This is a genomic window from uncultured Campylobacter sp. (assembly GCF_938030815.1).
In the GTDB taxonomy this organism is placed as follows: domain Bacteria; phylum Campylobacterota; class Campylobacteria; order Campylobacterales; family Campylobacteraceae; genus Campylobacter_B.
In genome coordinates this window covers 13,953-27,139 of sequence record NZ_CALHII010000160.1, presented here as the reverse complement: position 1 = coordinate 27,139, position 13,187 = coordinate 13,953, and the positions used below count along the sequence as shown (strand labels likewise).

General features: G+C 47.3%; 14 protein-coding genes. 7 read left to right on the top strand and 7 right to left on the bottom strand.

The window, feature by feature from the left end:
- Positions 1–80 precede the first annotated feature (80 nt).
- From Q0277_RS06425 to mobB, 3 genes are read right to left on the bottom strand one after another with little or no spacing between them, the layout of a single operon-like run.
- Positions 81–290, bottom strand: a complete 210-nt coding sequence (locus Q0277_RS06425; RefSeq protein WP_297960524.1) for a hypothetical protein — start codon at positions 288–290, stop codon at positions 81–83.
- Positions 290–1,138, bottom strand: a complete 849-nt coding sequence (locus Q0277_RS06420) for a class 1 fructose-bisphosphatase (RefSeq protein WP_297996620.1) — start codon at positions 1,136–1,138, stop codon at positions 290–292. Before Q0277_RS06420 ends, Q0277_RS06425 begins: the two co-directional genes overlap by 1 nt.
- Positions 1,139–1,147: 9 nt before the next feature.
- Positions 1,148–1,636 (bottom strand): molybdopterin-guanine dinucleotide biosynthesis protein B, encoded by a 489-nt coding sequence (gene mobB, locus Q0277_RS06415; protein WP_297996618.1) that lies wholly within the window; start codon positions 1,634–1,636, stop codon positions 1,148–1,150.
- A 99-nt stretch (positions 1,637–1,735) separates the two neighbouring features.
- Here mobB and Q0277_RS06410 point away from each other — a divergent pair, with 99 nt between their 5' ends.
- Entirely contained in the window at positions 1,736–2,257 is a 522-nt protein-coding gene (locus Q0277_RS06410; RefSeq protein WP_297996617.1) for a hypothetical protein, read from the top strand.
- Between the two features lie 13 nt (positions 2,258–2,270).
- Positions 2,271–3,227 carry a hypothetical protein gene (locus tag Q0277_RS06405; protein ID WP_297996615.1) on the top strand — a complete coding sequence of 319 codons (957 nt, stop codon included), beginning with the start codon at positions 2,271–2,273 and terminating at the stop codon, positions 3,225–3,227.
- 269 nt (positions 3,228–3,496) lie between these two features.
- Here the strand turns inward: Q0277_RS06405 and Q0277_RS06400 are convergent, their stop codons facing one another.
- From Q0277_RS06400 to gltX, 4 genes are read right to left on the bottom strand one after another with little or no spacing between them, the layout of a single operon-like run.
- Positions 3,497–5,821, bottom strand: a complete 2,325-nt coding sequence (locus Q0277_RS06400) for a hypothetical protein (protein WP_297996614.1) — start codon at positions 5,819–5,821, stop codon at positions 3,497–3,499.
- A gap of 17 nt (positions 5,822–5,838) precedes the next feature.
- Positions 5,839–7,503: a lytic transglycosylase domain-containing protein gene (locus Q0277_RS06395; RefSeq protein ID WP_297996612.1), complete on the bottom strand. Its 1,665-nt coding sequence runs from the start codon at positions 7,501–7,503 to the stop codon at positions 5,839–5,841.
- A complete protein-coding gene (locus Q0277_RS06390; RefSeq protein ID WP_005872185.1) occupies positions 7,500–7,796 on the bottom strand; it encodes a YggT family protein in 297 nt (98 codons plus the stop codon). Before Q0277_RS06390 ends, Q0277_RS06395 begins: the two co-directional genes overlap by 4 nt.
- Positions 7,783–9,099, bottom strand: a complete 1,317-nt coding sequence (gene gltX / locus Q0277_RS06385; RefSeq protein ID WP_297996610.1) for a glutamate--tRNA ligase — start codon at positions 9,097–9,099, stop codon at positions 7,783–7,785. The genes Q0277_RS06390 and gltX overlap by 14 nt, the downstream gene beginning before the upstream one ends.
- A gap of 114 nt (positions 9,100–9,213) precedes the next feature.
- Here gltX and mscL point away from each other — a divergent pair, with 114 nt between their 5' ends.
- The 5 genes from mscL to Q0277_RS06360 all read left to right on the top strand — a co-directional run bounded on the left by mscL (position 9,214) and on the right by Q0277_RS06360 (position 13,030).
- Positions 9,214–9,615: a large-conductance mechanosensitive channel protein MscL gene (gene mscL / locus Q0277_RS06380; protein WP_297996609.1), complete on the top strand. Its 402-nt coding sequence runs from the start codon at positions 9,214–9,216 to the stop codon at positions 9,613–9,615.
- A 9-nt stretch (positions 9,616–9,624) separates the two neighbouring features.
- Positions 9,625–10,263 carry a Crp/Fnr family transcriptional regulator gene (locus Q0277_RS06375; RefSeq protein ID WP_295151931.1) on the top strand — a complete coding sequence of 213 codons (639 nt, stop codon included), beginning with the start codon at positions 9,625–9,627 and terminating at the stop codon, positions 10,261–10,263.
- Positions 10,264–10,266: 3 nt separating this feature from the next.
- Positions 10,267–11,394 (top strand): metallophosphoesterase, encoded by a 1,128-nt coding sequence (locus Q0277_RS06370; RefSeq protein ID WP_297996607.1) that lies wholly within the window; start codon positions 10,267–10,269, stop codon positions 11,392–11,394.
- Positions 11,395–12,465: an archaetidylserine decarboxylase gene (gene asd, locus Q0277_RS06365; protein WP_297996605.1), complete on the top strand. Its 1,071-nt coding sequence runs from the start codon at positions 11,395–11,397 to the stop codon at positions 12,463–12,465.
- Positions 12,466–12,547: 82 nt separating this feature from the next.
- Positions 12,548–13,030: a prepilin-type N-terminal cleavage/methylation domain-containing protein gene (locus Q0277_RS06360; protein WP_297996603.1), complete on the top strand. Its 483-nt coding sequence runs from the start codon at positions 12,548–12,550 to the stop codon at positions 13,028–13,030.
- The last annotated feature ends 157 nt before the right edge of the window (positions 13,031–13,187 follow it).

Sequence of the window (13,187 nt, the reverse complement as noted above, 5' to 3'; positions counted from 1 at the left end):
AGTCTGCTTCGCGAAAATCTCGCGCCGCAAGAGCTTTAAGCAGTCCGCTTCGTAAAATTCCGCGATCGCAATAGCTAAATTTAAAACGAAAAATCCCCCGTCGCGCCGTGCGACATGCTCTCATAAACTGCCTTGACGTATTTGTCGCGCACTGCGCAATCTAGCAGCTTCTCGCACTCCAGGCAGCTAGTGAGGTTGTGCTCGGCTTGGCACGCCTGTAGCGCAGCCAAGCTTTTATCCAAAATTTCGTCGTAAACGTCGCGCGGTGCGGTGTTTTCGGTATCCGCCATCAGTTTTTCCCGCCGTAAATTTCATGCATCTTCGCGATCTCGTACTTCGAGCCGAAAAAGCAAGGGCTGCTTTGGTGAATTTTTTCAATCTTTAGCTGCAAAAGCGAGCCGTTTTCGCCGTCGCTGGTGGCGCCTCCCGCGCGCTCGAAGATGAACGCAAACGGCAGAACCTCGAAGGTTACGCGAAGCTTGCCGTGCGGATGGTCGCTGGTAGCGGGGTAGCTGAAAAGTCCGCCGCCTTTTAATAAAATTTGATGCAGGTCGCTTACCATCGCACCGCTGTATCGCAGGCGGTAGCCCTCGTCAAACAGCGTGCGCACGAGCTTTCGGTGCGGTTCGCTCCAGCCCTTTTGCGTCGCACCCGTGGCGTTTAGTTTGCCTTTTTCGTTCAGTCGTAGATCTTTTATGAAGCTAAATTTGCCCTCGCGATTTAGGCGGTAGAGCTTCGGCGCGTCCTCGCAAACGACCATTTCAAGGCGCGGTCCGTAGATGCAATAGATCGCCGCTTTTAAGTTTGCGGGCGAAATTTCATCCTCGTAGATGCCAAATATCGAGCCCACAGCAAAATTTACGTCCACCAAGCTAGAGCCGTCGAGCGGATCGTAAGCGACGATTAGGCGCGCATCCTCTCGCAGCGTTAAAATTTCATCTTTCTCCTCGCTGATTAGCGCGCGCACGAGCGGGTTTTTGCGAAATTCCGCCTCGATTATGGCGTCGCTCTTTACGTCGAGTTTGAGCTGCGTATCGCCCGTGCTGTTGTGATGATCTGTGTAGCCGAAGTCTGCGTATTTCAGCTCCTCGGCGATTTGTAGCGCGATATTTTGGATTGATTTTATGATCTCTTGCATTTTATTCCTTTACATTTTTTTGGCGTTTTTTAAGATCCATTCGCTAATGCCCGCAGCGTCGTTGATGTCGAAATTTACGCGGCAAAATTTATCCATCTGCTCGCCGCTTAAATTTGAAGCGATCGCGTCCGAAAAGGGCAGATACGCCGGATCGATCCTGTAGCGAAACAGGCTTATGCGCGGCAGCGGCAGCGTCTTTAGCCCCTCTACGAGCAGGATGTCAAATTCTCCGAGCATCCGCACGACCTCGTCGATTTGCATGCAGCGCTGCGAAAAATAGCTCGTCCGCGTCGGGCTCATCACGACGGTCTCGGCGCCGAGCTCGCTAAATTTGGCGCTGTCCTTGCCCTCTACGTCAAAGCGCGCCTTATCGCCGGGATCGTGCTTTACGATCGCAGTTCGCAGTCCGCTTGCGATAAAAATTTTAGCGATCTTGCATATTAGCGTCGTTTTGCCGCTGTTGGAGGGGCCTGAAAATGCGATAGCAAGTCTTTTCATTTTTAAAATCCGGCTTTTTAAGATGAGCGATTGTAGCGAATTTAGCCTTTTAAAAAGCAAAATTCGTTAAAATGCGCCTAAAATTTCAAAGGAAGATCGATGAATAAATTTGATTTTAGCGGCGCGCTAAACGGCCTGCTAAAGGGCTCGCTCCTAGCCGCGCTAGCGCTATTTTTAAACTCCTGCTCCGCAAACGATCCCCGTCACGATCCGCTTAAAAACGAGTTTCTTGCTTACACGCAAAAATTTGAATCGGTGCGCGCGGGCGATCGATATTTGGGAGTGGCGACCTATCTAAATCCCGTCGCGCCCGAGCTTAGAAACGCCGCGGAGGACGAGGTGTTTTTGCTCACCTCCTATCCTAAAGAGATTCAGATCCTCGCGGTGCAGATCAACGGCGCAAACGCAAACGTAGTGCCGCTGAGCGACGGCGATCCGCTTTTGCAAAAGGAGCTCTTTAAGATCGCGTGGGCGAGCCGCTACAAGATCACCGCGCCTAAGAGCGATAAGGACGAGCTGGTGCTTAGCTACCGCACCTCAAACGATCTGGGCGCCACGATGAAATTTCGCAAAATTTCAAAGTCGCTGTATTGGCAGCCGCAGATCGATCTGAAAGATTAAAAGGAGAGAGAGAGTGGGCTACGACATAAGCTATCACGCGATCGGCAAAGATGAAATTTCGCAGTGGTATTTTAAGCCGCTAAAGCTTGCGCAAAAGGGCGATTTTGAGGCTATCGCTAAAATCGCGCGCGAAGCGGGGATGGATGAATTTTATGTAGAAAAATACGCGGACGGCTTCCGCTCGGCGCTGCAGTACGGCACAGGGGGCATTTTTAATAAAACGCACGGATTTCACCTCGCCGTGGCGCAGGGCTATTTTAGAGAGTATTTTTACACGCGCGGTACGGCGTTTAGCTTTTTAGCGGAGCAAAGCTCTAAATTTAAACCATACATAAGCGATTGGCGCGAGGTTTTGCCGGCGGAATTTCTAGCGGAGTTTAGCGGCGAAATTCTCAACGAGATCATCGAAAACTACTGCTGCGGCGCGTATCTAAACGCCGCCGGCGTGCAAAATTTATTGCGCGATTATGAGGCGGGCGGCGAGGTTAAATCCGCCGTAGATGAGTTTTACGCGCAGAATTTGCCCGTGTTTTTAAAGGCGCTCAATTTGGCGCGCGAGCTTGGAGTAGGGCTGCTTGAGGCTACCGAGGTGGTTGAGCCCAATCCGATTGATCTTAATAGGTCCGAGTCGTTTTCAAATCTTTTTAATTGTGATACTCAGGGCGCGCTGATCTACGCGGAAATCGCCGCACAGCAGATCGGCGAGGCGATGCAGCGAGATAAGGCAGGTGGAGGCGTTAGGATGGTCAGAGAGAATTTTACCTTGCGCGGCGTCAATGCGACGGGTAGTGAAAGTACAATGGAAGCGGACGGCGGCACAATTAAGGCAGGCGGCGAGAATTCCGTCCCGTGCAGTGGCGATACGATAGAAGACGGCAGCGAGAATTCCGCCACAGAAGATCATGAAGACGAAACCTCCGCAGGCGGCGGAAAGTCGCTTTTCGGCAGGATTAAAAGGCTTTTCAAATAGTAAATTTGATCGCTAAATTTTATTCCGCCAAAGCTCGCGCAAAGTTAAGATCGTAAAATTAAATCATCTTGCGCTTGCAGGTCCCACGCCGTTAAATTTAACTAAAACGGAGCAGTCGGCAAGCGCAAATTTAAAATTTAAAACTTGCCGAAATTTAAACAGCGACCTGTATATCGGAAGTTACGAAATTTTAAATCGCCACAAACAAGCTGTAAGAAGGCTAAATTTAAACCTGCCGCAGCCTTTGCGGAGGGTAAGCTGCGGATAGTTTATCTGTTTAAATTTTTGATTTTTTGTTGATCCAGCGGCAGGTTTGATCGAATTTTTATTATGACGGTATCGTCTTTATGGGCGTCTCCGCCTATTAAAACGCCTCCGTCATCCGTACTTACGGCGCTTTTGAGCCAAAAGTCTTGCAATTTCGCTTTGTTTTCACGCAATATATTGCCGTCCAAATCAAGCTCTAAAAATATCGTCTGATCCTCCGAGGCGTCGTTTGCGCCGATCAAAAGTAGTCCGTCTTTGTAGTTTGCTAATTTATAGGTTGCGTTTAGCGTGTCGGGCAGATCGCAGACGTCGCGATCTCTTCCGCAAATTTGCTTTCTCCAAATTTCATTGCCTAAGGCATCGAATTTTGCGATATTTGCGCCGAATTTCGCCAATAGAAATATCGATCCGTCCTTTGCTTTTAGCAGTTGCGCCCCATGATCCATTACAAGCTCGTCCGAGGCGCCGCTCTCCTTAAAATTTACGCTCTTATGCCAAAGCTCCTCGCCCTTAGCGTTAAATTTTAAAAATCCGTCTTTTTCGATGATGAGCAGGATCTCGCTTTCGGATATTTTGGCTATCTTTGTCATGGTGCCGTCAAACGGCCTTTTGCTCTTTGCGATATTTAGCTTTTTCTTCCATAGCAGTTTTTCTCTCTCGTAAAAGCGCAGATCGTCGTTTTCGTCTATCGCGGCAAATTTATCGCCGAAGCTCGCTACTTCTTTAAATTTAAGAGGAAATTCGTAGATTATCTTTTTCGTTTTGGCGTCTAAAATTTGATTATCCAAAAGCACGTATGAATCCATCGCCGCTACCGGCATATTGGCTGCGGATACCATATTTAATTTTTTGCGCCAAAGTTCCGCTCCCTGCTCGCTTAACGCAACTAGCGAGACTCGGTATTCGTCGTCCGCGCTTGCAAGGAGTAGATATCCTTGCGGAGATTTTATTATGTTATCGACGGTTCGAAAGCCGTTTTTAGCGTAAGGAAGATCCCAGATCGCGCCTTTTTCTTCGGGGCTTTTTTCGGCTAAAATTTCATTTTGCATCTGCGCAGATTGAGCAGATTTTTCAGCAGAGCTTAACGAAGCGCGATCAAGCCCGCTTATGAACGCTCCGTTTCTCGTAAAATAGGAAAAGAATAGATATTCGCCGCGAGACTCGACGCTTACGCCTTTTAAGCTCTGCGGAAAGAGATATCTTTTTATCGGAGCGGGGTCGAGTTTGTTGCTAAAATCGATCAGATCCACGCTTGGAAACTCCCCCTTTTCGGATATTTTTTTGCCTAAGTAGGCTAAATTTAGATCTTCTATGACTTTAAAATTATTTAAATGCGCGCCGCTGTAATACGCGCTTGATTGGGCCGTGTTATTTTCGCCTAAATCATATAGCCCAAATTCGCTCCAATTTGATGAAAATACCCGCTTGCCGTCTTTGGATAGCGCCATTTTATCGATTTCTAAATACGGATGGGCGATATAACGGATCTGCTTTAAGATATTGGAGTTTTGCGCGGCATTTGCGCGGTACTTATTCATATCCGATATATCTAAAATATAAAACCCCGTCCAGCTTGCCAGCAAGAGTTCATTCTCAGAGAGCAGTTTCAGATCGCCGAGCTCCTTTATTTCGGATAATCTATGCGGCACGCAGGCGTAATCGTATTCCTGCTTAGTGACTTTGGAAGGGGCGATAAAATAAGCAAGCTGCGTAAATTTATCATCTTTTACGTCATAGGCGGTAAGGGTGCTAAAAAAATCCTTCGCAAAGAGGGTGCGTCCGTCGGCTAAAAGCTCTATTTTATTTACAAATCGCGCTTCAAGCCGAGCCGAAATTTTAATATCCCTTCGGTCGCTAAGATCCAGTTTATAAATTCCGAAATTAGGATCGGCGACGAATAGACTTTTGCCGTCTTTGCTCTGCGCGATATCTATGTAAGCGGGATCAAACTCATGCTGCGGAAAGGAAAATATGCCCGCAAACCTTAGAGTGCGCGGCTCGGTAACATCGATCAGGACGATACCGCCCTTGTCGTCGCCCAAACCAAAGAGCGTATTTTGATCCTCAGAAAGGCGCAGCTCGTAAATTTCAAATGGGAGCTTAAGCGCATTTTTTGCAAGCTCCCTCTCCTCTAAATTTAGCTCTTGCAGCGCGCCGCCATGTTTTTTGGCAGCGGCAAGATCGCTTTTAAGGATTAAAATTTCATCCTCTTTCAGCGATTTTGCGGTATCTTTGGTAGGCGAAAAATTTTGAGTCGCCGCGCAAATTTCGCAGATAAAAGTCGAAGCGGCTAAAATTTTAACTATAAGATTTCGCTTTGCTTTCATTTTGCCGCCTCGTAAATTTATCTGAAATCGTCGCTTCTGCTCGGTACCAGCAGATCTTGCAGCTCCTGTTGCACCGAGATTTTCGCGCGCGGATCGAGGATCTGCGAGTAGATGATGAAGTTTGCAAGCACCTTTTTGCCGTAGTCTCTACTCTCGGCATACGGCACGAGCTCCATGCTAAGCCACGGCTCAAATTTGCCCTTATTAAACATATCGCCGCGCTGAAGCATCTTTTTGACGAGCCCAAGCCCGCCGTTGTAAGCGTATGCGATGAAAACCGGGCTGTAAATTTTACGCTCCAGCCAGTCGATATGGATGTTAGCGAAGCGGTAAGCGATCTCGGGGCGAAACATATCGTCTTGATCAAAGCCGTCGATTTTGAGTTGTTTTTTTCCAATCTCGTTAGCCAAAAACGGCATAAATTGCATCATCCCAAGCGCATACGACGTAGATACCGATGCGGGCACGAAGCGGCTTTCTTGGCGGGCGAGCGCTAAAATTAGCGCTTTGCGGCGGTTATCGCCGTCGCCGATGTGTTCCATAAACGGCGTCGGATAGAAGTTGTCCTTGCCGCCGCTTGCTTTATTCATGATGTATGAGTACTCGCCGATGCTTTGCTTGGTGTCGAATTTTTTGGCAAATTCCAAAAGCTGCGGGCGCGACATTCTATCGGCGCTATTTTTTGTGCGAACCCAAGCGAAAGGATCGGTAATATCGTAGCCTTCGATGGAATTTTTAGCGGGATTTGGGATGATTATGTTTAAATTCCTATCCCCTAAGACCTCTTTGGCGTACAGCGCGTAGAGGCTGTAATAATCGCTGCTAGCAAGCTGGCGCAAGACGTTTTGATCTCCATTTAGCAGGTAGATCCAAAATTTCGCATTGTGTACATCGTGAGGCTTCTCAAAGCTCGCTGCTGCGCGGCTAAAAAACGCAAGCGCCGCCCCTTCGTCGCCCTGCATGACGGCATTTACGCCGAGCATAAACGCTACGTCCTTGTCCACAGCCAGCGGATCGACGCCGATAAGCGAGCGGCGCAGGCGCGGGTATTTGCGGTTGATTAGCGCGTCGTTGAGAACCGCCTTAAAGCTTGGCTGAGCGCTTAGGCCGGTAACGAAGGTCGCATCAGCGTCGATGTCGATCAGAGCGTCCTTGCCGGAGCTTTTTAGATAATTGTAATATAAAAAGTAGTTTTGCGCGTTGCGGCTCTGCATAAAATACTCGCTCGGATTTTCGTCGTTAAATCCGCGCAGTAAATTTACGGCGTTTCTACTTGCCGCGTCTTGGTACTTTTCAAGCTGCGAAGCAAGCGTCTCGCGCACCGACGGGCTTAGCTTGGCGATGAAATTTGGATAGGAGCGCGCCTTTTTGCAGGTTAAATTTGCATCTAAAATATTTGCCGCCGTTACTCCTGCGCAGCGATCCGGACGCTTAGGCGGGCGAACGGCGCCGAAAATTCTATCTAGCTTTTCTTTTAGTTTGCCCTTGTAGCGAAAGATGCTCTGTTTTAAGGCTCTAATCTCCGCTTTGTTGTATTTTGTCTCATCAATTAGGCGATAGATGTAATAATCCTTGGCTAGGGATTTGGGCTCGTCTTTGATCTGTTCGTAGCTTAAAATTTTACCGCTACTTGCGGCGCACAGCAAAGTTAAAATAAGGCAAAATTTACATATGGCTCTCAAAGAACGCTCCTATTTAGAATATAAATTATCATATTATCAAAAAACATTAAAACAAATAAAATCACTAACGGCGAAAGATCAAATCCGCCGAAAGTCGTAGGCAGATAACGGCGCACCAGCGCAAACGCAGGCTCGGTAAGCGCAGAGATGACGCGGACGATTTTATAAAATTTACCGAACGGATTTGGACGGATGAAACTTAAAACGCAGGCGACGAAAATTAGCATCATATAAGCTTGAATCACGTAGTGAATACTCACTAAAATGCCGTAAAATACGCTATTTAGTAGCATCGAGTATCTCCTTTAAATCGGCGCGGATCAGCGGATACAGCTCGCTAAGCTCCGGTCCGTGGGGCGCACCTGTCAGTAAAAACCTAAGCGGCATAAACAAGCTCTTGCCTTTTAAATTCGTAGCCTGCGAAAGCGCCGCTTTGAAATCATTAAATTCCATTGGAGCACCGTTTGAGCTTAATAAATTTAAGATCGACTCTCGTAGCGCCTGTGCCTGCGCCGCCCACTCTTGCGGGATATCTTTCGCGCCGTAGATCGCAGCGATCTTTTCTTTGATATGTGGGATAAGGCTCGCTTCTTGAGTGTAAAATTTTATAAAAGGCGCAAATTTTGGCTCAAGCTCAAAAAGCTCCGCCAGTCGCTGCTCGCTCGCTCTTTTGATATGCTCGCGGTTTATGAAAGCGAGTTTGTCCTCGTCAAATTTCGCCGGGCTTTTTGAAATTTTAGCGATGTCGAAAAACTCCACCGCCTCATCCATGCTAAAGACCTCGCGCGGCGTTTTGTTGCCCAGCAGGATCAGATAGTTCGCGATCGCTTCGGGCAGGTAGCCGCTTTGAAGCAGCCATTTTACCGAGGAGCTAGCTTCGCGCTTGCTCATCTTCTTGCCTTCGGAATTTAATATGATCGGCAGGTGCGCGTATTTGATCTCGCCGTCGTAGCCGAGGCTTTGGCGGATCCAGTTTTGCTTCGGAGTGTTTGAGACGTGATCCTCGCCGCGGATTACGAAGCTCACGCCCTGCATCATATCGTCGCAGGCGCAGGCGAAGTTATATGTAGGCGTCTTGTCCGCGCGCATGATGACAAAGCTGTCGATATTCTGCGGCTCAAATGCGATACGGCCCTTGATCGCGTCGGTAAATTCCAGCGCGTGATCCGGCTTTTTAAGGCGGATAGTAAAGGGCTTGCCGCAGCCAAGCACCTCTTCGTCGCTTAAATGCTCGCAGTGCCCGTCGTAGCGATACGCCTCACCCGCGTCCTTGGCGGCTTGCTTTTTCGCTTCCAGCTCCTCCTCGCTGCAAAAACAGCAAAACGCCTTTTTCTCGGCGAGTAGCTTGGCAGCGAATTGCTGATGAAATTTTAAATTTTTGCTTTGATAATACAGGCTCTGCCACGAGATGCCGAAGCGCTTTAAAATTTCGATTATCTCTTGATCTTTGCCTTCAATATTGCGCGCAGTGTCGGTATCCTCGATGCGCAAAATAAAGCCGCTTTTATCTTGCAGTGAGCAGATGTAGTTAAAAATAGCCGCGCGTAAATTTCCGATATGCATATCGCCGGTGGGCGACGGAGCGAAGCGATACAATTTAGGTCCTTTGGGTTTAAATTTAAGCTGGGATTATACTTTTTACTTCCTAATAAAAAGCAAAAACAAAGCAAAAATAGGCTAATATCGGCGCATTTTATTTAAGGAGACAATATGAGTTTCATTCAGGAATTCAAAGAATTTGCGATGAAAGGAAACGTCATCGATATGGCGGTGGGCGTCGTCATCGGCGGAGCTTTCGGCAAGATCGTAACCTCGCTCGTAAGCGACATTATGATGCCGGTTTTAGGACTTCTTACTGGGGGTATGAATTTTACCGATCTTAAGATAGTGCTAAAAGAAGCGGTGGGGCAGACCCCGGCCATTACGATAAACTACGGCTCGTTTATCCAAGTAACGGTCGATTTCATCATCATCGCATTTTGTATATTCTGCGCGATCAAGGCGATCAATAAGCTTAAAAAGCCTGCTCCTGCGCCGGAGCCGGCAGCACCTGCCGAGCCTAGCGAAGAGGTCAAACTTCTTAGCGAGATACGAGACCTGCTTAAAAAATAGGTTACGGCGATGCTTGAGAGAATTCCTTATTTTAAAGCTCTAAGCGCAGCGCAAATCGATCGTTTGGAGCAGATTAGCATCCATAAAAGCTACAAAAAGGGCGAAATTTTATTTTTCGAGGGCGAGCGCTCGCAGTATCTATTAATCCTGCTAAAAGGAATTTTAAAAATCTATAAAACCTCCGCAAAGGGGCGTGAGATCCATATGCGCGAGATCCGCCCCATCTCGCTCGTGGCGGAGATGGTAAATTTCGAAGAGACGAGCTATCCTGCAAGCGGCGTGTTTTCGACAAACGGCGAGGTGCTAAAGATCGATTATGAAAAATTTAAAAACGAGTTTATGAGCGATCCAAAGATTTGCCTGGAGCTTTTAAAATCGATGTCTGAGAAGATCCGAGCGCTAAATGCGGTCTTTGATAATCAAGTCGTGCTTAGCTGCGACGGCAAGATCGCTAAGTTTATCAGCGAGAATTTCGATATTTTTATGAGCACGAAATACACTAGAATAGCCAGGATTCTAAATGTAACTCCCGAGACCTTCTCGCGCACCATCACTAAATTTAAAAAGAGCGGCGCGCTAATTTTGGACGATAAGCAAGAAATCACGGGCTTTGATAAAGATAAGCTGGACGAGTATATCCAAGGCTAGAGTTTGAAAAGCGCCTATATTTTCCCGATTGTCGGCACGGTTTTATTTCTGTTTTTTAATTTTTACGTATACAGATCGATCAGCGCGCGCTTTGCGCCATATAAAGGCTTCGCCACGTTTCGCCCCGCCTTGAGCTTGCTTTGCGTAGCTTTGGCGATTTTAGATGCGATATTTTTTGTGGGTTTTGGGCTTAATGGAAGCTTTAAAAATGAGTTGCTCTATAAAGCTTGCGTATTTTGCATGGCAGCGTCCTTTTCGCTCTTTTTTATCTGCCTTGCTTACGACGTGCTAAGCGCCGCCGCGCATGTGGTTAAATTTAGCGAAAACAGGCGGAAATTTTTAAAAACCTTTATCGACGTAACCTTCGTAATAATGGCGTTTAGCTATATTTTTAAAGGGCTTTATAATGCACTAAAAATTCCAAAAATCACCGAGCGCGAAATAAAAATCAAAAACTTAGCTCGCGAGCTAAGTTTTGCCGTCATCTCAGACGTGCATCTGGGCGAGTTTTTGAAAAAGGAATTTTTACAAGGCGTCGTAGCGCAGATAAACTCGCTAAATTACGATGCGCTACTGATCGTGGGCGATATGTTTGATCTGCGCTCGGATGAGCTCGGGGATATTTTGCAGCCTCTTGAGGCGATAAAAAAACCCATCTTTTTCGTCACGGGCAACCACGAATATTACCGCGGCGACGCAAGCGGGCTTATAGCGGCGATGCAAAAAGCGGGCGTGCGGGTGCTGCAAAACGAAAGCGTGGAATTTGAAGGGCTAAATTTAATGGGCGTGCACGATCTTAGCGGCTTTCGCTTCGGATATATGCAGCCAGATCTCGGCGCTGCGCTAGCGCAGGCAGACCCCGATAAACCAAAAATTTTACTCGCTCATCAGCCCAAATACGTCGTGGACTTCGTGCGCGACGAGGTCGATCTGTGTATCTGCGGACACACGCACGCGGGGCAAATTTTCCCGTGGACGCTTTTGGTGCTGCTTAGCCAGAAGTATCTTTACGGGCTGTATAACGACGGGCTGAAGCAAATTTACGTAAGCAGCGGCGTAGGGTTTTGGGGCCCGCCGATAAGGGTCTTTGCCGATGCCGAAATCGCGCTGCTTAAGCTTAGAAAGGCATAGATGAGAAGTTTTATTTCGAGGATTTTCGGGGTTATCGCCGCGGTGAAATTCCCTAAATTTATACAAAATTTTATCAACCGCAAATATGTGGAATTTTTTAAAATCGATATGAGCGAATTTGATCCGCCGCAAAGCTACGCGAGCTTAAATGCGCTTTTTATCCGCCGCTTGCTGCGTCCGCGCGAGATAGCGACAGACGAGACGGCTTTTATAAGCCCTAGCGACGGCGTGATCTTTGAGAGTGGGACCTGCGCCGATCTGCGAGCTTTTAGCGTAAAGGGCTGCGAATATAGCCTTAGCGAGCTGCTGGGGCGCACTTTTACTGCGAGTGAAAGCAGCGGAACGGTTAAAAATTTAGATGGCGGGGCGGTTGCTACGAACGGGAGCGGCGAGGTTGGAACCGGGTGCGCAAAAGATGCCGGCGCAGGGATGAAATTTCGCGCCGCGCAAGCAAAAATCATGGACGGCGAAAGCGGCGCAACTTATTCCGCAAGCGGCGTGCGAGCCGAAATTTATAGCGATGAAAGCGGTGCGAGTCGCGAAATGAGCGCAGAGGACGCCCAATGCCACAAAAATACAAAGGGCGTAAATTTAAGCTACGCAAACATCTATCTAAGCCCGCGCGATTATCATCATTATCACGCGCCGTGCGATCTGAGCGTGCTGCAGGCGCTTTACATACCCGCTGATCTCTACAGCGTGGCGAAGAAATTTTTACTTAAAATTCCAAACCTCTACATAAAAAATGAGCGAGTGATTTTAAAGTGCAAAATGCGAAATGGCGGGATTTTGTGGATGGTTTTCGTGGGTGCTTTAAACGTCGGCAAGATGAGATTTGATTTCGATACGCGAATACAAACGAATGCATGCGCAAATAGAGCTGAGGCGCTTTACGAGTATGAAAATTTAGACTTTAAAAAGGGCGATCATTTTGGAAATTTCGAGCTTGGCTCAACGATCGTACTCGTAGCGCAAAGCGAGTTTTTAAAATTTGAAACCCCGGCTGATACGTCCGTAAAATTCGGACAAAAAATCGCAGAATTTAATGAAATTTCACAAAATTCCATTTAAAATGCAGGATTTTTTCTTTAACTAAAATTAATTTTATTTAAATTTGGCTATAATCATCTCACTTTAAATCAAAGGATTTAACATGAAAAATTTAAAAGCTTTTACGATGATAGAGCTTGTTTTCGTCATCGTCGTTTTAGGTATTTTGGCGGGCATCGCGGTGCCTAGATTAGCCGCTACGCGCGATGATGCTACGATCGCTAAGATGCGCGGAGACATCGCTGCCATTAGAAGCGGACTTTCGCTAGTTAGAAGCGAGAATATGATGAGAGGCGTGACTGCGTGGCCTGGTCTAGAAGCTAATCCAGATGTAGCCGGTACGCTTTTTGAAGGTGTTTTGCAGCAGCCCATCTATCCAATGAAAGCTGGTGGCAGAAACGGCTGGAGCTTAGTTGCAAATGGTAATGCTAATGCTACGTCCACATATACAGCTACCGTTGCCGGTCAATCAACTACTTTTAACTACTATCCGACTGCGGCTTCTAGACCTGCAGGCTCAACGGTTAATGTAGGTTCGTTCGACTGCAATCATCAACAGCCTCTTTGTCAATCCTTAGCTCAATAGCTAAATGCTCTATTATGAAGTTGCGGTTTTGGGTGCCAGCCTAAAGCCGCTTACTTATAGTTCAAATTTTAAAATTCCAGCTTATCAAATCGTATCCGTTCCTGTAAAATCGAGCGTCAAATCCGCCGTGATTCTGTGCGAGGTTGCAAAACCGACC